General features: G+C 36.9%; 20 protein-coding genes and 4 tRNA genes. 12 read left to right on the forward strand and 12 right to left on the reverse strand.

The window, feature by feature from the left end:
• From A6M14_RS04965 to A6M14_RS04995, 7 genes are all read left to right on the forward strand, one after another.
• Entirely contained in the window at positions 1 to 1,431 is a 1,431-nt protein-coding gene (locus A6M14_RS04965) for an amino acid permease (protein WP_152873911.1), read from the forward strand.
• A 209-nt stretch (positions 1,432 to 1,640) separates the two neighbouring features.
• A tRNA-Glu gene (locus tag A6M14_RS04970) sits at positions 1,641 to 1,716 on the forward strand.
• Positions 1,717 to 1,828: 112 nt separating this feature from the next.
• Entirely contained in the window at positions 1,829 to 3,244 is a 1,416-nt protein-coding gene (locus tag A6M14_RS04975) for an amino acid permease (RefSeq protein ID WP_152873912.1), read from the forward strand.
• A 248-nt stretch (positions 3,245 to 3,492) separates the two neighbouring features.
• Positions 3,493 to 3,568: transfer RNA gene (locus A6M14_RS04980), tRNA-Glu, on the forward strand.
• Positions 3,569 to 3,593: 25 nt separating this feature from the next.
• Positions 3,594 to 3,669: transfer RNA gene (locus A6M14_RS04985), tRNA-Glu, on the forward strand.
• Positions 3,670 to 3,717: 48 nt separating this feature from the next.
• A tRNA-Glu gene (locus A6M14_RS04990) sits at positions 3,718 to 3,793 on the forward strand.
• Between the two features lie 247 nt (positions 3,794 to 4,040).
• Complete coding sequence (locus A6M14_RS04995) at positions 4,041 to 4,643, forward strand: glutathione binding-like protein (RefSeq protein WP_152873913.1); 603 nt, start codon at positions 4,041 to 4,043, stop codon at positions 4,641 to 4,643.
• A gap of 1 nt (position 4,644) precedes the next feature.
• Here A6M14_RS04995 and A6M14_RS05000 read toward each other — a convergent pair whose 3' ends face one another.
• The 5 genes from A6M14_RS05000 to A6M14_RS05020 are packed head-to-tail and all read right to left on the reverse strand — an operon-like array spanning position 4,645 to position 13,431.
• Positions 4,645 to 6,231: an ABC transporter ATP-binding protein gene (locus A6M14_RS05000; protein WP_152873930.1), complete on the reverse strand. Its 1,587-nt coding sequence runs from the start codon at positions 6,229 to 6,231 to the stop codon at positions 4,645 to 4,647.
• Positions 6,206 to 7,219 carry an ABC transporter permease gene (locus A6M14_RS05005; protein WP_152873914.1) on the reverse strand — a complete coding sequence of 338 codons (1,014 nt, stop codon included), beginning with the start codon at positions 7,217 to 7,219 and terminating at the stop codon, positions 6,206 to 6,208. The genes A6M14_RS05000 and A6M14_RS05005 overlap by 26 nt, the downstream gene beginning before the upstream one ends.
• Complete coding sequence (locus A6M14_RS05010) at positions 7,219 to 8,289, reverse strand: microcin C ABC transporter permease YejB (RefSeq protein WP_152873915.1); 1,071 nt, start codon at positions 8,287 to 8,289, stop codon at positions 7,219 to 7,221. Before A6M14_RS05010 ends, A6M14_RS05005 begins: the two co-directional genes overlap by 1 nt.
• Before the next feature lie 24 nt (positions 8,290 to 8,313).
• Positions 8,314 to 10,152 (reverse strand): extracellular solute-binding protein, encoded by a 1,839-nt coding sequence (locus A6M14_RS05015; protein WP_152873916.1) that lies wholly within the window; start codon positions 10,150 to 10,152, stop codon positions 8,314 to 8,316.
• A gap of 30 nt (positions 10,153 to 10,182) precedes the next feature.
• Complete coding sequence (locus A6M14_RS05020) at positions 10,183 to 13,431, reverse strand: LysM peptidoglycan-binding domain-containing protein (protein WP_152873917.1); 3,249 nt, start codon at positions 13,429 to 13,431, stop codon at positions 10,183 to 10,185.
• A gap of 202 nt (positions 13,432 to 13,633) precedes the next feature.
• Between A6M14_RS05020 and dnaQ the strand changes: the two genes are divergently transcribed.
• The 3 genes from dnaQ to nudC all read left to right on the forward strand — a co-directional run bounded on the left by dnaQ (position 13,634) and on the right by nudC (position 17,542).
• Positions 13,634 to 15,001 carry a DNA polymerase III subunit epsilon gene (gene dnaQ, locus A6M14_RS05025; RefSeq protein ID WP_152873918.1) on the forward strand — a complete coding sequence of 456 codons (1,368 nt, stop codon included), beginning with the start codon at positions 13,634 to 13,636 and terminating at the stop codon, positions 14,999 to 15,001.
• Between the two features lie 124 nt (positions 15,002 to 15,125).
• The gene (locus A6M14_RS05030) at positions 15,126 to 16,769 is read left to right on the forward strand and encodes a chemotaxis protein (protein WP_152873919.1); all 1,644 of its coding nucleotides are present in this window, start codon (positions 15,126 to 15,128) and stop codon (positions 16,767 to 16,769) included.
• Positions 16,769 to 17,542, forward strand: coding sequence for an NAD(+) diphosphatase (nudC, locus tag A6M14_RS05035; RefSeq protein ID WP_152873920.1), 774 nt, complete (start codon positions 16,769 to 16,771; stop codon positions 17,540 to 17,542). Before A6M14_RS05030 ends, nudC begins: the two co-directional genes overlap by 1 nt.
• A 31-nt stretch (positions 17,543 to 17,573) precedes the next feature.
• Here nudC and A6M14_RS05040 read toward each other — a convergent pair whose 3' ends face one another.
• The 3 genes from A6M14_RS05040 to A6M14_RS05050 all read right to left on the reverse strand — a co-directional run bounded on the left by A6M14_RS05040 (position 17,574) and on the right by A6M14_RS05050 (position 19,616).
• Positions 17,574 to 18,461: an alpha/beta hydrolase gene (locus A6M14_RS05040; protein WP_152873921.1), complete on the reverse strand. Its 888-nt coding sequence runs from the start codon at positions 18,459 to 18,461 to the stop codon at positions 17,574 to 17,576.
• A complete protein-coding gene (locus A6M14_RS05045; protein ID WP_188110857.1) occupies positions 18,451 to 19,113 on the reverse strand; it encodes a BON domain-containing protein in 663 nt (220 codons plus the stop codon). The genes A6M14_RS05040 and A6M14_RS05045 overlap by 11 nt, the downstream gene beginning before the upstream one ends.
• A 71-nt stretch (positions 19,114 to 19,184) precedes the next feature.
• Positions 19,185 to 19,616, reverse strand: a complete 432-nt coding sequence (locus A6M14_RS05050; protein WP_241678041.1) for a YraN family protein — start codon at positions 19,614 to 19,616, stop codon at positions 19,185 to 19,187.
• Between the two features lie 158 nt (positions 19,617 to 19,774).
• On the opposite strand from A6M14_RS05050, the gene rsmI reads away from it, so the two are divergent.
• Positions 19,775 to 20,617 (forward strand): 16S rRNA (cytidine(1402)-2'-O)-methyltransferase, encoded by an 843-nt coding sequence (rsmI, locus tag A6M14_RS05055; protein ID WP_152873922.1) that lies wholly within the window; start codon positions 19,775 to 19,777, stop codon positions 20,615 to 20,617.
• A 562-nt stretch (positions 20,618 to 21,179) separates the two neighbouring features.
• Here rsmI and A6M14_RS05060 read toward each other — a convergent pair.
• From A6M14_RS05060 to ubiH, 3 genes are all read right to left on the reverse strand, one after another.
• Complete coding sequence (locus A6M14_RS05060; RefSeq protein ID WP_152873923.1) at positions 21,180 to 21,431, reverse strand: hypothetical protein; 252 nt, start codon at positions 21,429 to 21,431, stop codon at positions 21,180 to 21,182.
• 174 nt (positions 21,432 to 21,605) lie between these two features.
• Positions 21,606 to 22,847 (reverse strand): FAD-dependent monooxygenase, encoded by a 1,242-nt coding sequence (locus A6M14_RS05065; RefSeq protein ID WP_152873924.1) that lies wholly within the window; start codon positions 22,845 to 22,847, stop codon positions 21,606 to 21,608.
• Entirely contained in the window at positions 22,844 to 24,052 is a 1,209-nt protein-coding gene (gene ubiH, locus A6M14_RS05070) for a 2-octaprenyl-6-methoxyphenyl hydroxylase (RefSeq protein ID WP_152873925.1), read from the reverse strand. The genes A6M14_RS05065 and ubiH overlap by 4 nt, the downstream gene beginning before the upstream one ends.
• Before the next feature lie 320 nt (positions 24,053 to 24,372).
• Between ubiH and A6M14_RS05075 the strand changes: the two genes are divergently transcribed.
• Positions 24,373 to 24,891: a ClbS/DfsB family four-helix bundle protein gene (locus tag A6M14_RS05075; RefSeq protein ID WP_152873926.1), complete on the forward strand. Its 519-nt coding sequence runs from the start codon at positions 24,373 to 24,375 to the stop codon at positions 24,889 to 24,891.
• 97 nt (positions 24,892 to 24,988) lie between these two features.
• On the opposite strand, the gene A6M14_RS05080 is transcribed toward A6M14_RS05075, so the two are convergent.
• The coding region (locus A6M14_RS05080; RefSeq protein ID WP_171500241.1) for an autotransporter outer membrane beta-barrel domain-containing protein at positions 24,989 to 26,064 on the reverse strand (1,076 nt) is incomplete at its 5' end.

Consider the following 26,064-nt stretch of genomic DNA (forward strand, 5'->3'; position numbering starts at 1 on the left):
ATGCAATCTCCCTCTAAACCGTCACAGCAATCGCCTGCTGACGAAAGCTCTCCTGCGCTTAAGCGCGCAATGACATCTCGTCACTTAATTATGCTGTCTTTAGGCGGTGCAATTGGTACAGGTCTTTTTATGGGATCTGGTCAAGTCATTTCACAAGCGGGACCTTTAGGTGCTGTTCTTGCCTATATTATTGGCGGTTTAATTGCATATATGGTCATGCTTTGCTTGGGTGAACTTGCAGTGCATTTACCCGTTTCAGGTTCATTTGGTGCATTTGCCTCTAACTATATTGGCCCTGGAACAGGCTATATGGTGTCTTGGATGTACTGGCTAGGTTGGTCAGCAACACTTGGAACAGAATTTACTGCCGCAGCAATTTTAATGCAAGAATGGTTTCCTCAAACCTCTATTTGGTTATGGACGCTCATCTTTGCCTCTGGTGTACTTATTTCCAATTTAAGTTCAACACGTACATTTGCCGAGTCTGAGTTTTGGTTATCTTTCATTAAAGTCGCAACTGTTCTCGTTTTTATTATGGTTGGTTTTGCCTGCATTTTTGGCTTTGTTCCATTCCAAGGCTATGAATCTGCACCAATGTTCCACAATTTAACTGAACATGGATGGCTACCAAATGGACTTATACCTCTTTTCACCACTTTATTAATTGTAAACTTTGCCTTTAATGGTACGGAAATGATTGGTATTGCTGCAGGTGAAACAGAAAATCCTGAAAAAAATATTCCCAAAGCCATTCATGCCGCGGTTTGGCGTTTAATCATTTTCTTTGTAGGAACCATTATTGTTATTAGTTCTTTACTTACATATACAGATGCAGGTCTAAATGTAGGTGGACATGGTGGATTAAGCAGTAGCCCATTCGTTTCTGTATTTAATTTAATGGGTATTCCTTATGCAGAAGATATTATCCGTTTTGTTATTATTACTGCATTATTATCGACTGCAAATTCAGGGCTTTATGCCGCTTCACGTATGATGTGGGCTCTTTCAGCACAAAAACAATTACCCAAAATTTTTGGTAAATTATCCAAAACAGGTATTCCATATGTAGCTGTTTTGGTAACGATGATTGGTGGCTTACCCGGCTTATTGTCTGAACAGTTTGGTGCAGATGTCATCTTTAAAAACTTAATGGGCGTTGCCGCATTTACTATGGTGATTGTCTGGATGAGTATTTGCTGGAGTCAGTTTAACTTCCGTCGCCAATGGTTAAAACAAGGACATTCGGTTTCTGAACTAAAATTCCGTACGCCATGGTTCCCACTCGTACCTATTTTAGGCTTCCTTTGCTGTACAGCAACAGGACTAAGTATGGCAGCAGATCCTGAAATGCTCTCAGGATTCATTGGTTGTTTACTATTTATGACTGCATGTTACGCAATTTATTATGGTCTTTATCATAAGAAGAATTAAACAATTAAGCGCAATCTTGAGATTGCGCTTTTTTTATCATCAAATTTTAAGAAAAGTTAAGTATTGTATGGTCTAAATAAATATCTAAATTAGTTCACTTTTAAAATATTTACCAAAAATTAAACAATCAGCGCATTAATATCAAAAAAACTAAGTTTGTGGTTTGACAGCTTTATAAAAACCCAATAACATACGCATCACCTCAAAACGTCCCTATCGTCTAGAGGCCTAGGACATCGCCCTTTCACGGCGGTAACCGGGGTTCGAATCCCCGTAGGGACGCCATATATCGCACCATGCGATCACTTGTTATACAAAATCATTATAATTTCATTGCAGATTTGTAGTTTTTCACTACAATGGTCGGCTTCATTTATTATTTATTTTTGATAATCCTATGCACTCATCTCCGAATGATGCTTCGCATCAGGGCAATTCTGCGCCTTTAAAACGCGCTATGAGTACTCGACATTTAGTCATGATTTCGCTTGGTGGCGCAATCGGGACTGGTCTATTTTTAGGGTCGGGTGAAGTCATTGCACAAACGGGGCCAGTAGGTGCCATCATCTCTTATTTCTTAGGCGGCGTTATCGCATATATGGTAATGCTATGCTTAGGAGAACTTGCCGTACACATGCCTGAATCTGGTTCTTTCGGTGCCTATGCGAAACGCTATATTGGTCCGGGAACAGGCTATACCATTACATGGTTATATTGGCTTACTTGGTCAGTTACGCTTGGAACTGAATTTACCGCTGCTGCATTATTAATGCAGGAATGGCTACCAGACAGCTCAATGTGGATGTGGACGCTTATTTTCGGTGCTTTCGTGTTTACCTTAAACATGATTTCAACCAAATGGTTTGCCGAATCTGAATTTTGGCTTGCCTTAATTAAAGTAATTACTGTTGTTGCGTTTATTCTTTTAGGTTTACTCGCAATATTTGGTGTACTTGGTTATCGCGGTTTCGAATCTGCACCATTATTTACGAACTTAACTGCTCAAGGTTGGTTCCCAGAGGGATTATTCCCTATTTTCACAACCATGTTGATTGTGAACTTTGCCTTTTCAGGTACAGAGCTTATTGGTGTAGCAGCAGGTGAAACTCAAGATCCTGCCAAGAATGTACCCAAAGCAATTAATACCGCTATTTTCCGCTTACTCATTTTCTTTGTAGGCACCATTATTGTTGTGACTTCACTTTTACCTCATCAAGAAGCAGGTCTTGCTGCTGAAGGTGTAAGTAGCAGTCCATTCGTAACAGTATTCCAGCACATTGGTATCCCATACGCTGAAGATATTATTCGCTTCGTGATTATCACTGCATTATTGTCTGCTGCAAACTCAGGGCTATTTGCTGCATCTCGTATGATGTGGTCGCTTTCATATAAGAAACAACTACCTGCTATATTCTCAAGAGTGAATAAACGCGGTATTCCATATGTCGCTGTTATTGTAACGATGATTGGTGGTTTACCTGGTTTGCTTTCTGAGCAATTTGCACCAGAAACAATTTTCACCAATTTACTTGGTATTGCCGCATTTACCATGGTTGTGGTTTGGATGAGTATTTGCTTAAGTCAATTCAATTTCCGACGCCAATGGTATAAGTCAGGTCGTACAAAAGAAGAGTTAGGCTTTGCAGCTCCACTTTTCCCAATTGTGCCAATCCTAGGCTTCTTATTCTGCTTCATTACCTGTGTAAGCATGGTCTTTGATCCATCATTGCAAATTAGCTTCTTTGGCTGTTTAGCATTTATTGGTCTTTGTTATGCAAGCTATTATGGGCTTTACCATAATAAATCTGAATAAGATGTAAATTTAAAAAAGAGTAACTTCGGTTACTCTTTTTTTTTGCTTAAATTTTAATGGCAATCTATTTTCATATTGGCAACTTAATCTATAAATATGAATAAAATTGATTCATTTACCATCATTATTTCAATAAATTCGCCAATTGTGTTGATAAATCATCCATTCAAATCAATATCGTTATTTTTTTGCAGAAAAGCGTTTGACACCCTAGCCTTTTCAACCTAATATACGCCCACCTCTGAAACGTCCCTATCGTCTAGAGGCCTAGGACATCGCCCTTTCACGGCGGTAACCGGGGTTCGAATCCCCGTAGGGACGCCAATTTCAGAAGTAATGTTTGTATTAAGTCCCTATCGTCTAGAGGCCTAGGACATCGCCCTTTCACGGCGGTAACCGGGGTTCGAATCCCCGTAGGGACGCCACAAACTTTCAATTGAAAGAACATGGTTTTACAAATAATTACTTCAGCTGTCCCTATCGTCTAGAGGCCTAGGACATCGCCCTTTCACGGCGGTAACCGGGGTTCGAATCCCCGTAGGGACGCCATATTCGAGATGTTAAATTTATTTAATTATCTCACAAAAAAGCCCAAGCATAATGACTTGGGCTTTTTTGTATTTGTATGTTGAATACATTTTGATTTATAACAAATAAGCTGTTCTAGATAATAAAATTAAACCGAGATAATTAAACCATGCAAATTAAACTATTTCACTTACCCAATTCTAGATCGCAACGTATTATCTAGCTATTAGAAGAACTACAATTAGAATATGAAGTTATTCAATGCTCAATGCAAAACAATGATTCAGGACTTAAACAACTCAAAGCACTAGATTCATCTGCAAAATTTCCGACAATTCAAATCACCCAGAATAATGAATTTTTCATATTGAGTGAAACAGCAGCAATTATGGAATATATGATTTTCTCAACAAAGAAACTTGATTCTTCAAAGTATTTCAATGAAGAATATAAAAACTTCTGCTATTGGAAAAACTTTTCTGAAGCAACATTTCTTCCAGATCTAATCTTAAAACAAGTTTTTCATCAACTTATTATTCAATCCCCTTTCCCTCTTCATATTTTCCCCAAAGTCATAAAATATGCTTTTGATAAAGCCTATTTAAACCCATTGCTTGAACAACACATACAAAAAATTGACACACATTTAGCTCAATATGAATACTTCGCAGGAAACTCTTTTAGCATTGCTGATCTTTTATTATGGTTTCCGATTTCCGCATATTTGTCTGCTCAACAAAGCGATCTTAAATTCTCTCATATTTGTTCTTATCTTGAAAAAATCAAAAATCGCGATTCATTTAAAATAGCCTTAAAAAAAGGACAGTGGTCTCCATCTATTTTTCAAGAGTATTGGAAAGCATCTTGGTAATCTAATATTGGCTAGCTGCAATTAATTCACGTGTATAGTCAGTTTTTGGATGCTTGAAAAGCGCTTCTGTTTCCTGAAATTCCATGACGTGCGCATGATGTAAAACCAAGACTTTTTGGCATAGCGCTCTCACAACGTGCAAGTCATGGCTAATAAACAAATAACTCACACCATCTTCTCGCTGTAAACGACGTAATAACGCCACAATTGAGCGTTGAGTCGTTCTATCTAAGGCTGATGTGGGCTCATCTAAAATAATGAGTTTAGGCTTTAAGACCAAAGCACGAGCCAAAGCAATACGCTGACGCTGCCCGCCTGACAATTCATGCGGATATCTTGTTTTAAATGATGTCGGTAAATCTACCTTTTGCAAAGCATCATCAACTAAATTTAAAATTTGGGTCTTTGGAAGATTTTTAAGACTCAAACCTTCTGCAATAGTTTGTTCCACAGTTAACCGTGGATTTAGACTACTAAAAGGATCTTGGAATACAATTTGAAATTCACAGCGTAAAGGTCGAAGAATTTTTTCAGAAAGCTGATTTAAATCTTGTCCTAATAACGCAATTTTTCCATGACTTTCAATTAAACGTGCAACCGCCAAAGCAAGTGAACTTTTACCTGAACCACTCTCACCGACAATACCAATTGATTCCCCATGTTGAAGCGCTAAATGCAAAGGTTCAACAGCAGTCACATAATCTTTCACACGATTCAACAATCCACGTTTAATTGGAAACCGAACGGATAAATCTTCGAGTGTTAATAATGGCGTAGATGTTTGTATTTTGAGAGCATTGCCAAAATCGTGATTCAGTAAATTCTTCGTATACGCTTGCTGTGGACAATTAAAGATTTGATCTACACTACTCTGTTCTTCGACTTTACCCTTATTCATCACAATTACTTGATCTGAATATTTACGCACTAAATTTAAATCATGGCTAATTAAAATCATCGCCATATTTCTTTTTCGTTGCAATGATTTGAGTAGATTTAAAATTTGTGCCTGCAAAGTAACGTCCAATGCTGTTGTGGGCTCATCTGCAATTAAAATAGTTGGATCTAAAGCCAATGCCATAGCAATCATTACACGCTGTCTCTGACCGCCTGACAGCTCGTGTGGATAGCGTTTTAGCTTTTCCTCGGGTTCAGGTATACCCACATCATTTAACAACGCTATAACACGCTCTTTGACTTGTTCTTTACTTAACCCTTGTAAGATAAGTGTTTCACCAATGATTTTTTCAACACGATGAAGTGGATTCAATGCCGTCATGGGTTCTTGAAAAATCATGGCAATTTTATGACCACGAATCTGCCTTTTTTCTGCTTCAGATAAAGATAGTAATTCTTGATCTTCAAATTGAACGTTACCTTGCACCGCTAAACTTTTTGGCAATAAACCTAAAATAGCCAAACTGCTGATCGATTTACCCGAACCACTTTCTCCCACAATAGCGACTGTTTCGCCTGCACGGAGCTGAAAGCTTAAATCTTCAACCAAGTTTTGATCATGATGTTGAATATTTAAATGTGCAATATCCAACACGATTGGAAGATTATTGACGTCTTGGATCGAATGCATCACGCGTCGCCTCCCCAATATAAATGAGTAAAGATAAAACAATAGCTAGGGTAAAAAAGCCTGAAAGTGCAAGCCAAGGTGCGCTTAAATTATTCTTTGCTTGTAATAATAATTCACCCAAAGATGCAGACCCTGGAGGCAAGCCATATCCTAGGAAATCTAACGCGGTTAATGCTGTAATATTTGCTGTAAGCATCAATGGAAGTTGCGACAAAGTTGAACTCATCGCATTGGGTAAAATATGGCGAAATATAATGATTCTATCTTTTACACCTAAGCTTCTTGCCGCTCGAACATAATCAAAACTTCTTGCTCTTAAAAATTCTGCACGAACCAATCCCACCAATGTCGGCCAACCAAAGATCAACATAATGATAAACAACCAATAAATACTTGGCGTAAACATGCTGACTAAAATCATCACCATAAAAAGCATAGGCAAACCGCCCCACACTTCTAAAATGCGCTGACCAATCAGATCTATCCATCCCCCATAATAGCCTTGAATTGCACCCACAATAATACCAATACATGCAGAAGCCAACGTCAAAGCAAAGCCAAACAAGAGTGACAATCGAAGACCATATAAAATACGTGCAAGGACATCTCGACCTTGATCATCTGTTCCTAACCAATTTTGAGATGTTGGCGCAGATGGTACAGGAACGGCTAAATCTAAATTTGGCGATTGATACGAAAATTCGATTAAGGGCCAAATCGCCCAACCTTTTTCTTTAATTAACTGAAGAACCACAGGGTCTTTATATTCTGCTTCGGTTTCAAAAACACCACCGAAAGTCGTTTCAGGATAGCGTTTTAATACAGGTACATAATATGAATCATCGTATTTCACCAACAGCGGTTTATCGTTGGCGATGAATTCTGCACACAATGAACAAATAAATATGACAATAAAAATAATGAAACAAGCGAAACCAAGTTTATTCGCTTTAAATTTTTCTATTCGAGCCTGCATGATCGGTGACATTATTTTGCACCTCTCGAATCGAAATTAATTCGTGGATCAATCACTTGATAAAGCACATCGCTCAATAACCGAAGCAACAAACCTAACAGCGTAAATAAAAATAATGTGCCAAAAATAACAGGATAATCTCGTTGAACAATGGCTTCAAAACCAAGCAAACCTAAACCATCTAAATTAAAAATAATTTCAATAAATAGGTTTCCAACAAAGAAGATGCCAATAAGTGCCTCAGGTAAACCTGCAATCACGATCAGCATTGCATTACGAAATACATGTCCATACAACACACGGCTTTCACTCAAACCTTTTGCACGAGCAGCAAGTACATATTGCTTGCTTAATTCTTCCATAAAGGAATATTTGGTTAAATAAGTCAGTCCTGCAAATCCACCAATCACCATTGCCAATAAAGGCAAAGTCATGTGCCAAAAATAATCTTTAATTTGCGCCCAAAAACTTAATTGTTGGAAGTTTTCAGATACTAAACCTTGCAATGGAAACCACTGTAAATACGTTCCGCCTGCAAAAAATACAATCAATAAAAGTGCAAAAACAAAAGCAGGAATGGCATATCCAATGGCTAACAACATTGATGTTGCTTTATCAAAAGCCATGCCATGTTGTTTGGCCTTCTTAATCCCTAATGGAATTGAAGTGAAGTAAATGAGCAAAGTGCTCCAAAGTCCTAAAGACAATGAAACCGGAAGCTTTTCCCACAGAAGTTGGGTAACAGGTTTATCTTTAAAAAAACTTGTGCCAAAGTCGAAATGTAAATAGCTTTTCAACATCAGCCAAAAGCGTTCATAAGCAGGTTTATCGAAGCCATATTGCGCTTCAATTTTCTTCACCATTTCATCGCTTAAACCTTTGGCACCTTGGTATTTACTCGATTCATTTGCCGTTTCACCAACAGATGTAGTTTGTCCAATACCTTGAAAAGCCTCTGCCTTTTGTATGGCTTGTTCTACAGGCCCACCCGGTGCAATTTGAATGACCACAAAATTGATTAGTAAAATAAAAAATAATGTCGGAATAATCAGCAATAATCGTTTAAAAATATAGGCGCCCATGTTCAATCCCCAAATGATGACATGTTATTGCTTACGCAAATATTGCGTCACTTTATTGGCTTTTACAGGATTACTCCACCAATAATCGACACCAACTGAAAGCCTTGGCTTCACTTTTGGTTGCTCGTACATATTCCAATATGCCAACCAATTTTCACCTTTTCCATAGGTCAAAATTTGATAATAACCTGAACGCAATAAGCGATCTAAAACTTTGGTTCGAATGATAAGCTGTTCACGGTTGGGAGCATGAATCACAAGTTGAATTGCTTGATCAATTGCAGGATTTTTAATACCCGCATAATTATAATTCCCTTGCTGATCTGCGGCTGCACTTCCCCAGAATTGTGCTTGCTCATTCCCTGGATTTAAAGATTGAGGTAAAGCATTCGTCGTCATATCAAAATCTGCACGGCGCATGCGCTCAATATATTGTGGCACATCAATTTGTCGTACGTTTACATTAATACCTAAGCGTTTTAAATTACGTACATACGGCATAAGTGTACGTTGTAAACTGTCTTGAAAAATTAAAAATTCAAATTGAATAGGCTGACCATCTAAGCCCAATAATTTCCCATTTTTATACCGATAACCTGCTTTTAATAATAATTGTCTTGCTGTTAATAAATTTTGACGATTAAAACCACTCGCATCCGATACAGGTGATTTCAAAGGACCTAAAACACTTTGCTTTTGAATGGGGTGCAATTTTACTAATAGTGGATTTAAAATTTGCATTTCAGCTGCACTCGGCAAACCTTTCGCTTCTAACTCACTATTTGAAAAATAACTTTGCAAACGCTGATATTGATTATAAAACAGTGCTTTATTCTGCCATTCAAAATCGTAAGCCAAACTTAAAGCCTGACGAAAACGAATATCATTAAATGGTTTTTTACGCGTATTAAAAACAAAACTTTGCGTTGTTGCAGGATTATGATGCTGAAACTTCTGCTGAACAATTAAACCCGAATTCACAGCAGGAAACTTATAAGCTGTCACCCATTTACGTGCCATATATTCTTCATGATACGTATATTGACCCGATTTAAACCCTTCAAAAGCAACGTCTAAATTACGGTAATACACATATTTTATGCGATCAAAATTATATTTTCCTTTATTCAAAGGAATATCTTTTGCCCAATAATTTGGATTCCGTTTATAAGTAATGCTCCGCCCTGCATCTATACGTTCAATGGTATATGGGCCTGAACCTAAAATGGGTTGCATGGTGACTTTAGTAAAATCACGCTTTTGCCAATCTTTTTTGGAATAAATAGGCAGGCTTGCCAAAATTAAAGGCATTTCAGAATTACTTTCAGACTTAAAGGTCATTTTCACTTGATGTTTAGACAAGACTTCTGTTTTTGCCAAATCTGCAATATACATCTGCAAACCCGGATTTGACTTGGTTTGATAAGCATCAAAGCTAAATTTTACATCTTCTGCTGTAAGCGCTGTTCCATCACTAAAACGAGCCTTTGGATTGAGATGGTAAATCACAAACTTGGTTTTGACAGGATCAAAAGTGACTTTCTGAGCAATTAAGGGATACATCACCCCAGGTTCATCGAGTGAGCTTTTCATTAAAGAATCGAAAATATAATCGATACCTTCAACAGCACTGCCTTTACCATTCATGGCATTCAAGTTATCAAACGTTTCTTTACCCGACATGCTGAGATAACCACCTTTAGGCGCATGCGGATTGGCATACGGCATAGCAGGTAAATTTGCATATTTAGGGGTGTTATGAATGGCAATATAAGAAGTGGTCTGCAATGCAGACCACCCATATTGTGTTGAAAATAAAAGACTTGTGGTAAAACAAACGCGTTTTACCCATCGAACTGTCATAAAGACGTCATTCCTTTGTCAAATGCATCATTAAAGGTTTGGAACTTTAATAACTTCCCCTAAACGAAGTGAAGTATTCGGTTGAATATCATTTAAGTCTGCAAGTGTTTTAGTATCTGTTCCATAACGTTTTGCTAAACCAATTAAGGTGTCACCACGCTTAACCGTATAAGATGTAACGAGTTTTGGAATCACAATACTTTGACCTACTCTTAAACCCGATTTAGCAGTCAAATCATTCATAGATGCTAGCTCAGAAACACTAATACCCACACGACTTGCAATAGAATTTAAAGACTCACCCGATTTTACACTGTACTTCTCTGTATTTTTCGCAGATACAGCTGAAACAGTGCCTTTTTTCGGAGTTTCTACATTTTGTTTAGATGAAGCTGAGTTTGTAGATGTAGATGAACTTGAACCTTCAAGCTTTAAACGCTGTCCAACACGCAAACTGGCATTAGAAGATAAATCATTAAAATCTGCCAATTGACTGATTTGTAAATCATATTTACGTGCAACACTGCTTAAAGTTTCACCCGATTTCACAACATGAACATCTGGCTTTTTCTCTGCAACAGTTTCAACTTTAGCTGTAGCTTTTGGCTCATCACCAGTAAGTTTTAACTTCTGTCCTACACGTAAACCTGTATTACGACTAATGCCGTTGATATTGGCAATATAATCCATTCCTAAATTATATTTATTCGCAATGACAGATAAAGAATCACCCGATTGAACGGTATAAGTATCTGGAACATTCGATCCTGCAGGAACTTTTAATGTTTGTCCTGCTTGCAGTCCCTTATTGCTTGCAATGTTATTTAAACTTGCTAACTCTGTAAGGCTAATTTTAGCTTGTGTTGCAATGCTATAAAGCGTATCACCACGTTGAACCGTATAATTTTCAACTTTATAACTTGGTGTAAATGATGCGTTGTCCGACTTCGTGCTTGTCGGTTTATCATCCACTTTTGCATTTGATACAGAAACTTCATTTACAGGCACATTAATTTTTTGCCCTGCCATCAAGTTACTACCTGAATTTAATCCAGGGGTTAAATCTGCCAATTCTTGATTAGACAATGCATAACGATCTGCAATCAGTTTTAAAAATTCACCGCGCTTAACCACATAAGTTTTGGTTTGAACTTTGACTGTTTTATTCGATGTAGACGTATCACGCTTAGAACTTGAATTATCTTTAAGCGAAAGCTTTTGCCCTACCAATAAATTACTTGTGGTCGATAAATTATTAAAGTCAGCCAATTGCTTAACAGATAAACCAAACTGTGCTGCAACCGTTGTTAAAGAATCATTTGGCTGAACATTATATGTTTCAGGCTGCGTTTTTGGCTTAGCGTCTACTACAGGTTTCGCATCATATAAATAGATGGTTGTACCTGCGTATAACATTGCGTTTGGATCAATTTGGTTCCATTTCGCAACATCACGCCAGTTCACACCATTTTTCAATGCAATAGTCGCTAAAGTATCACCTGAAACTACATTATAAGTACTACGCTTACCTTTTGGTGCAACCACAACCACTTCAGAATCTGTCTTAATGAAGTTCTTACCTTCATTACGTTTTGCTTCGTCAGAATCTGGTTTTGTATTATCTGCAACAGATTTAGGATACGAGAAGCCTTTTGTCAGCTCTTTTCCTTCTTGCTCTGCAACAGACAAACTGGTTTGAATTGCAGTTAACTTAATTTTTCCATCATAAGGATCGACAATTTCAGTCCCTTGAGGTGCAAGACGTTTAAGCTCTGCAATCACTTGGTCTTGTTCAGCTTGAGATGCTACAGGTTTAAGCACATCTTCTAGCTTTTGGGTTGCATCTTCAGCTTTTAAAGCCGCTGTAATTTTTTCACGTTCAGCAGCAGAAATTGGGGGTTCAACACTCACTTGTTTTACATTTACTGCAGGTGTTACTGCTACAGGAATACGTGGTGCACTTGGAATATCTGCACTATTTGCAAAAGAGGCTAAAGCATTTGAGCCTCTAGGCGTAACAGCTAAATGTGAGGGTGTTTTAGCACTCGCTGTTAATACTGGTACAGTTGTAGCAACAGGCGTTTTAACCGTTGCAACTGGTGTCGTTACAGGCTTTGGCGTAACTGAAGTTTGCAAAACAGGTGGCGTTGTTTTACTTGGCGTAATAGTCGTCGATGAACTTGTGCTATTTGATGATGCCAACCAAGAACTTGATGATGAAGCACCACCTAACTTTTTCAATTTTGCATCTATAGATGGGCTGACATCGGCAGGAATTAAAATACGCATTGGGCTTTCGCTATCAATACGTTCACCACGATGTGCGGGGTTTAAAGCATATAATTCAGCACGACTTAACCCTGTTAAAGATGCAATATCACTTAAATTAGCCGTTCCAACGTTCACTTCTCTAAAGTGAGGACGGTTCGCAATAGGTGGCAAACTTACACCATACTTGCTCGGACTTTTTACAATTTGTGCAACAGCCATAAAACGTGGCACGTAATACATGGTTTCTTGCGGTAATTTCAACGACCAATAGTCGGTAGGTAAACCCGCAGCTTTATTGCGATTAATTGCCTGTTGAATACGCCCCGGACCTGCATTATAGGCAGCCAATGCCAATTCCCAAGAACCAAACTGATTATAGAGTGCGCCCAAAAACTCATAGGCAGCACGAGTAGATTCGACTACATCACGTCGACCATCGTACAAACTGGTTTGTTTCAAGCCATAAATACGACCTGTACTTGGAATAAACTGCCATAAACCTGCTGCGGCTGCGCTACTTGTTGCCGCAGGGTCATAAGAACTTTCAATAATTGGAAGTAAGGCTAATTCTGTCGGAATACCTCGACGTTCAGCTTCTTTTACGGTGTGATATAAATAACGCGATGCACGTGCGCTCAAACGATCAATATACGGTTGACGCGACATAAACCAACTACGCTGTGCATCAATACGCGGATTCCACTGATCTGTGTTCATTTTAAAACCAACGCTCATGCGCTTCCACACATCACCATGCTTCAAAACAAGTAAACGATCACCCTCTACGGCACGCATATCTGTTGCAGAAAGTAAGTCTTCTAAAGAGTCCAAACTGTTTGCATCTAAATAGCCACCACTTAGTTGTTTTGACTTTGAAGAACCACTTGCACTTTGACTTGAAGCACATCCTGTCATTAGCCCTAAAGCAACAAGTGCAGATCCTACTGCTGTAATTTTAAATATTGATGGTACTGTCGGTTGCCACACTAGCGTGGTTGGTTTATACATAAGGAATCCAAACAAATCGTATAAATTATTTTTAATATAGACATTGTAATGAAGCATTACAGCGACACAAGGCTATAATTTACTGCTATTCATGTATAAATGTTACAAGAAATTAAAAAATTAAGATTTAAACCACTTAATCGATCAATTTGCGATATACAATAGCACTGTTTTTGTTTCACTCAAATTTTGGAAATGACTTATGTCTCAATCAATCACACTTTATGTAGATGGCGCTTGTCGTGGCAATCCTGGCTTAGGTGGTTGGGGTGCATATATTATTGAAGGAAATGAAGAACGTAAGATTTGTGGTGGTGAAGCCCATACAACAAATAACCGAATGGAATTAACGGCTGCTATAGAAGGTATCCGTGCCTGTTCAAAAGATGCCAATTTAATTATTTGGACAGATTCCAACTACGTGAAACAAGGCATTACAGAATGGATTCACGGTTGGAAAAAGAAAAACTGGAAAGATGTTAAAAATCCAGACCTATGGAAAGAACTTGATGCAACATGTCAGGGTCGTGAAATTGAATGGAATTGGATTAAAGGTCACGCAGGTCATGCAGGAAATGAAATGGCAGATCAGCTTGCAAACCAAGGTGCAGATGAAACCGAAGAAAAATTGAAAAACCCTATGCAAGATAAAAAAAAAGTTGAAAATGACTGGCTTCTAGACGACCCTTTTGGCTTCGATTTAGCTGAAGATGAGCTAGATGATGCTGAAGAACCTATAGATGACCTTGTCGAAGAGCCTGAAATCGTGACAGAAATAGAAGCAACTGAAGAATCGAATGAAACCATTATTGAAGAAAAAAACAATAAGAAAATTCATCCACATATTGTGATTACACCTGCGACAATTGATGCCCAAGGTCCTCGCCAACTTATTCTAGATACGGAAACCACAGGTTTTTACTTCCAAGATACAGACCGTATTATTGAAGTGGGTGCGGTTGAAATGATTAACCGCAAACTTACAGGCGGTTCAATTCATATCTATATTAACCCTGAAAAAGAAGTGGGCGAATCTGAAAACATTCACGGTATTTCAGATGACTTTCTTAAAGATAAACCTAAATATGCCGAAATTGCAGATGTCTTATATGACTATCTGAAAGGCGCAGAAATTATTGCCCATAACGCAAACTTCGATATGAACTTCTTAAACATGGAGTTTGAACGCGCTGGTTTAGGCAAACTTTCAGCAGTTTGTGAAGTTACCGATACACTAGCAATGGCGAAGAGTAAGCATCCTGGGCAAAAAAACTCCCTAGATGCTTTAGTACGTCGTTATGAAGTTCCTGCCCGTGATCGTACTTTCCACGGTGCATTACTCGATGCGGAAATTCTGTCTGATGTTTATTTAGCAATGACAGGTGGGCAAGTATCTTTCGATATCGATGCCCTTTCTAATACAGAAGTTTTAGAAGGTGAAGCAACTCGTAGAGATGTTCAAATTGAACTTTCTACCATTTTACCATCTGAAGAAGAATTAGCCGCACATGAGAATTGGGTCAAACATTTTGAGGAAAAACATGGCGAAGCCTGCCTTTTTACCAAATAAAATTTGAATAGATTTCTGTTTTCTATATTTAAACTAAGAACAGTTAAGTTATAGTAAGTCATAAAGATTTTGCTCGCTTTTGGGCATCCGAAATACAGATATAACTTAGGATAGGTGCAGATCAATGTCTTACCAAACCTCAATACACTTTGACCCAACGGCATTACTAATAATAAAAAATGAGGTGGATAGCTCCATTTTGCATGTTGAAACGGCAGTTAGTGCATTAGCGGAAGATCAAACACTACCTTTTGGCATTGATGATGCTTTAGTTCAGTTAGAACAATGTGCTCAAGTATTGAATTTAATTGGGATGAGTAATCTTGCGAAAACAGCTGAATATTCTGCTGAACTTATGCGCAAAATTATGGGGAACCCAAGCCAAATCAACACACAAGAAATTATTGCCTTAAGTGAAGGCACAAATATGCTCAAACGCTATATTGAGTTTATTTGTTTACGTGAAGTTGAAATTCCACAATTTTTACTCGATACATTAAATCGTTTAGAAATTGCTTTAGGGAAACCTGTTACACAAGAAGGTTATCAAGTAGATGCTTTTTTAGGTGAATTTACACCTGACTTTAATTTGCCTCAAGCACCTTCTTTGGAAAAATCTCAGTATGTTCATCGCTTATATAAATTGGCGTTAAGCAAACTATTAAAACAAGAAGCAACAGCTTTAGATTTACAAGCATTTAAAATTATTGGTGCATATTTAGCAGATCTTTCACAGGGTCATCCAAGTAAACAATATTGGAATTTGGTGTATTACGTTTTTGACAATATTGATCACCTCATTATTAATGAACCACGCTTACGCACATTCATTGAAATTGAAAGTAATATTCGTCAATACTTTGGAACACCTGATCGTTTTAAAGCCAATTTACATCATTTATCGAATATTTTAAGTTTAGCTATTCGCCAAGAAAACAGCACATCACAACATATTCGTGAGCAACTGAATATTGGTGATCAACTGCTAACCGACTTACAACTGCAAGTATTTAGTCGTCATTTATATGGTCCAGATTACGATACCATTCACACCATTAGTGAATTAGTATCTACAGAAATGGCGCAGTTACGTGTAGATATTGAATACAACTATCAAAGTATGAGCGCTGAAAAAACACAGGAATTACAAGCAAGAATTAAAGATATTGCCAATATATTCCTAGTACTCAATTTGAATGATGCATACTCATCTTTAATAAACCAAGCAAAAGAATTAGATAATACTGATATTCTAAAAGATGAAAATTTCGCTCAAAAATTAATGAATGAGCTACTTTCTGCAATGAATGCGATTGGAATTTTAGAGCGCCATCATACCTCTAGTCGTTTACAGCTTCGCGTAAACAACCGAAATATCGCACTTGATCGCTTAGATGAAGCACATGCAACCTTGTTACATGAAGCTAAATTAAGCATTGATTTGGTAACTACAAGCTTAGAACAACATCTTAAAGATCAAGATGTCACAGCTATTGCTAATATTCCTGCTAAATTACAAGAGGTTGCGGGTGCATTGCTATTCTTAAATGTTACTACAGGACAAACCGCTTTGAAAAATGCAGCGCAATTTGTAGAAACACAAATTCAAGCTGAAAAGCCACTGAGCACTGAACATGTTCATTCTGTTTTTGATACGCTTGCAAGTGCAGATATGCTGATTGAAAACTTAAAAAACAAACAACCTGTTTTACAGTCTATGTTTGATGTAGCATTGGCAAGTAGCGAAAAACTGAAATCTGTAGCCTAATGACTGAATTATCACTTGCGTATATTTTCCATCAACAACAACTTTTAGTCGATGAAAACTTCCAACTTCCCAAAGTTGAAAAACTTGCAAGTGATTTAAGTTTTAGCACGGGTGATCAAGTGATTGCCCGTGATTTACAAAACAGCGAAACCATTCCTCATGGCTTACAACTCGTCCCCATTCGTCAATTACTACAATTTTGGGACACCCAACAATTCGAACAAGCCAGCCGAGCAATTCAGCTTTTAGAATGGCGTCGTAATCATAAATTCTGTAGTCATTGCGGTGAAAAAACAGAAGCTCATGCCACTGAATTTGCAATGATTTGCCCTTCTTGTCGCTATCATCAATATCCTCGTGTACAGCCTTGTGTGATTACTGTGATTACACGTGGAAATGATGAAATCCTGCTTGCCAAAAATGCAAAAAATAAAAGCAATATGTACGGTTTAATAGCAGGGTTTATTGAAGTTGGTGAAACGCTTGAAGATGCAGTACGTCGCGAAACTGAAGAAGAAGTTGGATTAAAATTAAAGAATATTCAATATTTAGCAAGTCAACCTTGGCCTTTTCCAAGTAATTTAATGATTGCTTTTAAAGCAGAATATGAATCGGGTGATATTCAATTACAAGAAGAAGAAATTAGCGACGCTCAATTTTTCAAATTTAATGAACTGCCTGAAATTCCATTTAAAGGCAGTATCGCTCATGCAATGATTATGCATGTAACACAAGGTTCAAAAGTTGCAGATGACACTAAAACTTGGCTTTAAGTGATTTTAAATCTAGGCTTATCGCTAAATTTTAAACTTCAGTTAAAGCCTGATCGAGAACCCGCATAATTTCTTTTTTAGTGCTGTAAAGTCGGCTAAACAAACTCGAAACAGAGCCCATTAAAGTGACATGACCTGTTTTAGGAATCACCACCATTTCACTATGGTTGCCAAATTCTTTAAGCTTTTCATCAAAATTAGTAGCATTGCTTAAATGCACAATTTTGTCATTTTCAGCAATGAATAAATAATGCTGAATATGGTTCGATTCCACAAAATAAGAAGGCATGACATTCTGATAAGGTTCTTCCTGATCAAAAGCATCGGCACATAGCGGGTCATCTTTATAATCAAAATGATACGGTCCTGCTAATCCAACCACAGCCTTAATATTCGCTCTGCATGCTATTTCGTATTTTTGTGGATGATAAATGGCAGACATGACATTAAATGCGCCTGCCGAATGCCCTAACAACACAACACGTTGTGTTGAAATATTGAGTTTAGATTGATGTGCATCTAAATAATTTAAAGCAAGCGTCAAATCATCAACATAAGCAGGAAAAATATGTTGCGGTGCTAAAGTATAGTTAATAACCGCGACATCAAAACCTTCTTTTGCAAAAGCCTCACCCACAAAGCGATAATCTTTTTTATCGCCATGCGACCAAGCCCCACCATGTACAAATACAATGAGTGGGCGATGATCTCTTGGAAATGTCGTTTGATATAAATCTAAACGGTGACGTGCTGCCAAACCATAAGCAACATTTTCACGCACCGAATAACCTTTTTTCGGTGTTAACCGATTTAAAGCATAACTACCAAAATCATAAATTCGAAACTCTTCGTACAAATATTTCAAATTTTGAGTTTTGGTATTTAACTTTTTCAGTAAGGGTTCAACTTTATTGAGCATTTACAGGTGCTGCATTTGGATCTATCGCAACAGGAGTTTGCACCGTAGGTTGTGCAAATGATTGATTATTTGATGATGCTGTTTCTGTATTATCAATCAATGTGACAATTTTTGTGACATTACCCACTTGCTGTAACACTTGATTCAAATCTGTGGTTTCAGCAGTATTTAAACGTCCCATAACATATAAAACGCCATCTTCTGTATGAATGCGTAATTTACTATCAGACACTATAGGTGCTTTCATCATTAAACCACGTGTATTTGCAGTCACAGTAGTATCTTGCATAATCGTAGAGTAACTAATTTGATTACCTACCGTAATGTAGTTATGAACTGTTTTGACATCGCTCATCGCACGTACATTGTCTTCAGCAAGTTGTTTTAAATGCTGATCTGGCACTTGCCCTGTCAATAAAACATTGCTGTGAAAACTTTCAATATTTACACGTGATTGTTTAAATCTAGAATCGAGCTTATATAAATTAATTTTAGCTGTGCGCTGAATTGAGTTATCAATAAAAACTTGCCCTAGCGATCTTGCACCACTTTCAGTACCTACAGGTGCGCTACCTGTTCCACCTGAAATAAAACTTGCGCAGCCAGATAAACTTGCGACACATAGTAAAGTTATTGCAATACGATTCATCACTCGGCCAGACTCCTTATTCAATTTTTCATCTTTATTTAATATTCAAACATTTAAATACATTTAACTTATGCTCAAAGATTAATAAACTCTGGATCAAAAGTAAAAGCATTTTCTATCCAATTCAGATCATAAGTGAAATGTGAAAAGTCATGCTGTACAGTTTTTGCAAATTGTTGTTGAAAATCAAAACAAATTACATCAAATCTACAATACAAATCACTCATATCTGGATATTCAGATAAATATGTTAATGCTGTTTTTATAATTTTCTTTTGTTTCGAATTTGATATCACTTCATGAGATTGACCGTATTTCGTTTGTGAACGTGCCTTAACTTCAACAAAAATCAAGTCTTGAGCATTTCTTGCAATTAAATCTATTTCACCAAATCTGGAGTGATAATTTTTATGAAGCACTTGAAAACCATTTGCTGTTAAAAACAAACCTGCTTGATGCTCTGCCCAAGCTCCCATTGTTGCTTTATCTTTATCTGTATTTTTCATTTTATTTATGCTGTTTTTATATGTTTATGATTCAAGCAATAAACTTGAAGATCTGCTTTGCATCGCCAATGCCACGGCAATTTCAGGTAGAATAGCGGATTCTTCGTTACGATGATATAAATTCATTGTGACATCAGCACACCCATTGGAGATTGAATATGAGTGCTCAGTTATACGTTGTAGCCACACCAATTGGGAATTTAGATGATATTACCTATCGTGCTATTGAAGTTTTAAAATCAGTTAAACTTATTGCTGCCGAAGACACACGTACATCTGCAAAGCTACTTAAACACTTTGGTATTAACACACCACTTACAGCATGCCACGATCACAATGAAAGCAATAAAACGGATCATTTAATCGAAAGATTATTGGCAGGTGAAAACATGGCGCTCATTAGTGATGCCGGTACACCACTGATTAGTGACCCAGGTTTTAAATTTGTTCGTGCCGCTCAAGCCAAAGGTATTCAAGTTATTCCTGTGCCAGGTGCTTGTGCTGCTATTGCTGCATTAAGTTCTGTTGGCTTACCAAGTGACCGTTTCAGTTTTGAAGGCTTCTTACCATCTAAACAATCTCAGCGTTTACTGCATTTGAATCGTTTAAAAGATGAAACTCAAACGCTGATTATTTATGAAGCGCCTCATCGCATTTTAGAGTGCGTAAAAGATATGGCTGATGTTTTTGGTGCAGATCGCCCTGTTGGCTTTGCACGTGAAATTACCAAAACATTTGAAACCATTAAAAAGATGACTTTAGGTGAATTAGTTGAATTTATTGCAAATGATTCAAATCAACAAAAAGGTGAAATTGTTTTAGTCATTGGTGGTGCAAGTGTTGAAAAAGATATGGAGCAAGAAAAGCTCGATCAGCTTTTAACGCGTTTATTACAAGACTTATCTGTAAAAGCAGCATCTCAACTAGCCGTAGACTTAACAGGTATTAAGAAGAAAATTGCATATCAACGTGCTTTGGAGCTCAACCAAGTAGAACACTAGGACAGAAAATATACATTCTTATGGAGTTAAGCCACTTCATAAGAATGTAACTAAAAATACCCTTAATAATTAACATTAAAACAATTATGAAATATATAAAAATTAAAATTCCTAAAAAAACCCAAATACTTAATATTATTTGGTTACTTGGAATTATCCATATTATTTACTTTGGATTACAACCCTATCCTCATTACATAACTGGTGAACTTCAAACAGCAAAAAACGAAGGCATTGCTCTTATCTGTGCTTATTTCTCTATATATTTTTTCATAAGCAACATAATGTTCTTTTCAAACCATGATAAAAAATATTTCTATTTAACCTATGTATTTCAAAGTGTTATTGTAATTTTCCAGTTTTTTATCGCAACTATAGCATCAATGCATGCTCCACCTTTTATAGTAGCCTACATTGTAAATTGCATATTTTTAGTTTTATTACATTTTATTTTCTACCCTATTTATTTAATTTACCAAAAGAAAAGTTCTTTCTAATAGATTAATTTTTCAATAAAAAACTATCTCTATTAAAAAAAACACCACATAAGTGGTGTTTTTATTTAGTCTTTTGCTGACTCATCGGCTGGAACTTCTGTAATTTTTCCACCACGGGCAAGAAATGCCGCAACTTCATCTTCCAAAGACTGACGTTGCTTTAGTTTAGCCGTTACAGTTAATGTTTCTGCTTCTGAAACATCAATGTCATTCGCTTTTTCATCGCCACCTGTTGCGCCTTTTTCGGCAGCATCAGCTTCATCATCATCGACAGTAGAATCTTCTACATCATCATCATAATCATTCATATCAGTCATTTTCATATCCCCACATTGCGTGTACTTCACAACCAATTTTATTGGTGATGATTTACGAAGAAATTTAACAATCTCTTCGCATTTCGCATAGAGTCAAATATCGGAAAGTGGATTATTTTTTAATCAAATTGGTAAGAATATATTAACAACCGATCAAAAAATATACTTTCAAGTTTAAACTGCGTAGCGTGTGCTTTTTAATAGCTGTAAACCATTGGCTTGTGCCATAAATGCATCTTTTAAAACAGGCTGATTTTCGACCTGCTTCAAACCAAAGTTTCGTGCCAAAACTACAGGAAAAAATGGCGTCGTTTCCAACCAACCAATCGCAGACATTCCATGCATCATGGCGTCATTTTGACCTTTGCGTAAATGTTCATAACGCTTCAAAGTTTGTGCATGTGCCCAAACACCACGTTGATAATCGTGTAATAACACATCACATAATATCGCAGCATCTAAGCAACCAATATTCACACCCTGTCCCGCAAGAGGATGAATCACATGCGCAGCATCGCCAATGATAGCTAAACCTTCTTTCACATATTGCTGTGCAGCACGTGCTTTAAGTGGAAATTTAGCACGTGGCGTCGCCTCTAAAATTTCACCCAACATATGATGACTTTCACGTGTGAGCAATGCTTTAAAATCATCATCACTCAATGCTGAATATTCATCTGCATAATCATCTGGCAATGTCCAAACAATCGATTGCCAATAGCCATCTTGCTCCGCTTTTAAACTTGCCATTGGCAAAAATGCCAAAGGACCTGTTTCCAAGAAAATTTGTCGAGCAATATGTTGATGTGGCTGTGCTGTGCGAATTGCACAAGTCACGCCTGCTTGTTTGTAATCTAGAACATCTAAACCAATAAATGCTTGATCACGCACAAAAGAATTTGCGCCATCTGCACCAATCAGAAGTTTAGTTTTAAGTTGAGTTCCATCGGCAAGTTGAATATGCCAAACACCAACGCCTTGTTCGACACGTGAAACCTTGACTTGAGTACGATAATCTTTTAATTGCTCAAGCATTTTTTGTTGAATTGCTAAATTCAAAATACTTGGTTCAACCATTGAACCTAAAGCTTGTTCAATTGATGGTGTACTTTCAGACACATCACCAAAGTTGATTTCACCATAACCATTTTTATTCCAAACTTGCATACCGCTGTAAGGCATATGGCGAGCAAGTCCATCCCAAACATCTACCGTTTTAAGTAAATGAATCGTCGCTTGGCTTAATGCTAAAACACGTGGATTGGCAACGGCTAAAGTTTTTTCTGAATCGAGGATGGGTGCAGCATCTAAAACTGTGGCTTGTACGCCACCTTTTGCAAGTAATAATGCAGTTAAACCACCCACCAAGCCACCGCCAATAATGACGGCATCGAGTACTTTTTCATTTTGACTCATGCTTTTAACCCCATTGCATAGTTTGCAACCAAAGGTTTAATTCCAGGAATGACATCAAAAGCAACCAAACCTGTGTTACGAATAAATTTTAAGAATGGGTTCTGATTACTAAAACCACGCACCACAGAATCGCAGAATTTAATCACACGTTGCTGATCGGTTAAGCGTGATTTTTCATAGTCTAAAAGCATTGATGGTTCACCCAAATCTGCCGATTTAGCCAATTGATCTTTTAAGTAGCGTACCAATACATAAGCATCACGCATGCATAGGTTAAAACCTTGCCCTGCAACAGGATGTATCGTATGTGCTGCATTACCCATAAGTACAACACGTCCTACCGCTTGTTTTTCTGCAAGGACTTGTGACAGTGGGAAACAAAAGCGTTTACCTGTTTTTTGAAATTTACCTGCACGGTCACCATAGGTTTCTTGTAAGGCATCTAAAAAGTGTTGATCATTTTCATCGCCTAACCATTCATCTTCTGTACCTTTTTTCACAGGCCAAACCACTGAACGGCGGTATTCACCCGGTAAAGGAAGTAATGCTAATGGTCCTAATTCACTGAAACGCTCAAAACCAATATGCGTGTGAGGTTTAGACGTTTGAACAGTTGTAACAATGGCAACTTGATCATAATCATGTACTGATGCACCAATACCTAATGCTTTACGGCAGAAAGAATCTCGACCATCAGCAGCAATAACAAGTTTGGCATTCAGTGATAATTTTTCGCCATTTCGTTCTGCTTCAATATGTGCTGAATTTTCATCTTGAGTAAGTGATGTCACATTTACACCATCAATCAGTTCAATATTTTTTTCTTTTAAAACTTGCGTTAATAACACACGACCTAACCATGCATTTTCAATCACTTGACCAAAGCTTTCTACTTTTTCTTGCTCTGCTGTCAGCCTTGCCTTACCAAAGCTACCTTGTTCTGTAATGTGAACTTGTAAAATTGGTGTTGCATGTTCTTGTAATGAATCCCATAAGCCAAGTTCTTGATAAATTTGTACGCTACGACGAGATAAAGCGCTGTTTCGTGCATCGAAACTTGAGTGATATGGTGCAAGATTTGCATCATCATAATTTGGATATTTAATGGCTTCTAGTAGCTTCACTGCAATGTTTTGTTTCGCTAACATGAGGGATAAACTCAGCCCTACCATACCACCACCAACAATAATTACTTCTTGTTGCATGCCTGTATCCTTCTTATGCTGTTTTCGAGGGTTTAGCCCGAAATACTTAAAATCTTTAATGGATTTTATATTACCTGAAAGATGAGGTTTTTTATAATGATTCGTGCAAAGAAGACATGTTTGTTTCTAGTTAAAGTTCTAAAAAATCACTCTCAGCGGTTATGAAACAATGCTTAAATATAAAGTGTATGAAATAAAATTAAGTAAGTGTGTCTAACCTAACTAACATAGATTTCAATAAATAATGCAACAGCATGATTATAGAGAATATAAATAGCCTCACATAAGGCATATTATGTTAATGATAGGAAAAATTATAAATGAAAAGCTATGAAACTAAACAAGAACTTATAGAGAGTATTAACAGCTCATTTAATAAATATTTATTAGAATTTAGTGATATTTTAGAAAGTGAAAAGAATAAAACTATTTTAGGTATTGATAAAACCCCTTCTCAAAATATTTCCTATCAATTAGGGTGGGTTAGCTTATTATTAGAATGGGAAATAAATGAAAAAGCAGGATTTACGGTCACAACCCCAAAAGATGGATTTAAATGGAATAATCTAGGTCTTCTATATCAAGATTTCTATCAAACATATTCTCAATATTCTATTGATGAGAAGAAAGAATTATTATCTAAAAAAGTAAGGGAAGTTATAGATTGGATTCAGACATTAACTGATGATGAACTTTTTCTACCTAATCAAAGAAAATGGGCAACAACACCGGCACAATGGCCTATATACAAGTGGATTCATATAAATACAGTTGCTCCTTTCACCAACTTTAGAACGCAAATTAGAAAATGGAAGAGACTTAATAGAGTAGAGACTTAAATAATAGTCTTATCGCTCACTATGAAGATAATTCCGCTTATATAAAAAAGCCGATCATCAGATCGGCTTTTTATGAAATGTAATTTATTTAAGTCAATTAGAACTTGTAATTATACTTAAACACTACACCATTCTCGCTATACTTCTCTGCAAAATTACCTTCATAATTAATAAAGAATTCATGTGTATTCTTAATATCAGAACTTACACCAATATTCACAATTGCAGAATCTTTACTAAAAGGAACATCTATATAACCAGCATAACCAGCAATAGCACCGTTATTAGATATCAATGTTAATTTAGCACCATCATTAATGTCTTTAAAGCTATGTTGCCAAGCCAAACCACCATTCAAACTAATATTAGTTGTATCACTGAACTTCCATTTTTTAGATACATCTAAACCTAGTTGTGAAGAAAAACGATCATAACTTGTTTCATCACCAGCTAAAGAAACTTGACCATTTTGTTGAGAGAATTTGTTATTTTTAACATAATCGTAAGACAGTCCTACGTATGGTTCAAAATGCAAATCATCAAGTTTGAATGCATAACCAACTTCTGTATTTACTTGATAAGTACGACCATGATATTTCGCTTTATAACGACCATCATCTAAATCATAATAAGTTGTTTCAACTTCGTTACGACCTAGCGCACCGCTGAATCGCAAGTTAATGTTGTCAATACTTTTACCTGCATAAATACCAAATTGATAATTATCAACTTTTGCTGAACCATGGTTGTTTGCATCAATATCTTTATTGTTAATCGCACCCATCACACCGACTGTCCAATCTTCAATAAGAGTATCGGCACCAAATGCAACACGTTGATTATCAACATCATACTTATGAGCTTTAATATTCGAGAAGTTATTTAAAGCTCTAGAGCTTGATTTACCTTTAGAGCCCTGTAGTTCAACCCAAATATTATTACTATGATCATTTCGTTGCACATAGCGCAAACGATTATTGATCACTTGACGACCACGATCTAAATCGTGGAACTCTTCAGCTACAACATCACCTTGAATTGATGCAATATTTGCAACTTTTTCAGCTCTTGCAACATCAACTGGTTTAGCTTTATCTACTGCTTCTTGTTCAGCCTTATCTTTAGCTTCTTTTTCCGCTGCTGCTTTATCTTCCGCCGCTTTATCCGCTGCTG

Origin of the sequence: Acinetobacter portensis (genome assembly GCF_009372215.1) — a bacterium.
Classification (GTDB): Bacteria; Pseudomonadota; Gammaproteobacteria; order Pseudomonadales; family Moraxellaceae; genus Acinetobacter; species Acinetobacter portensis.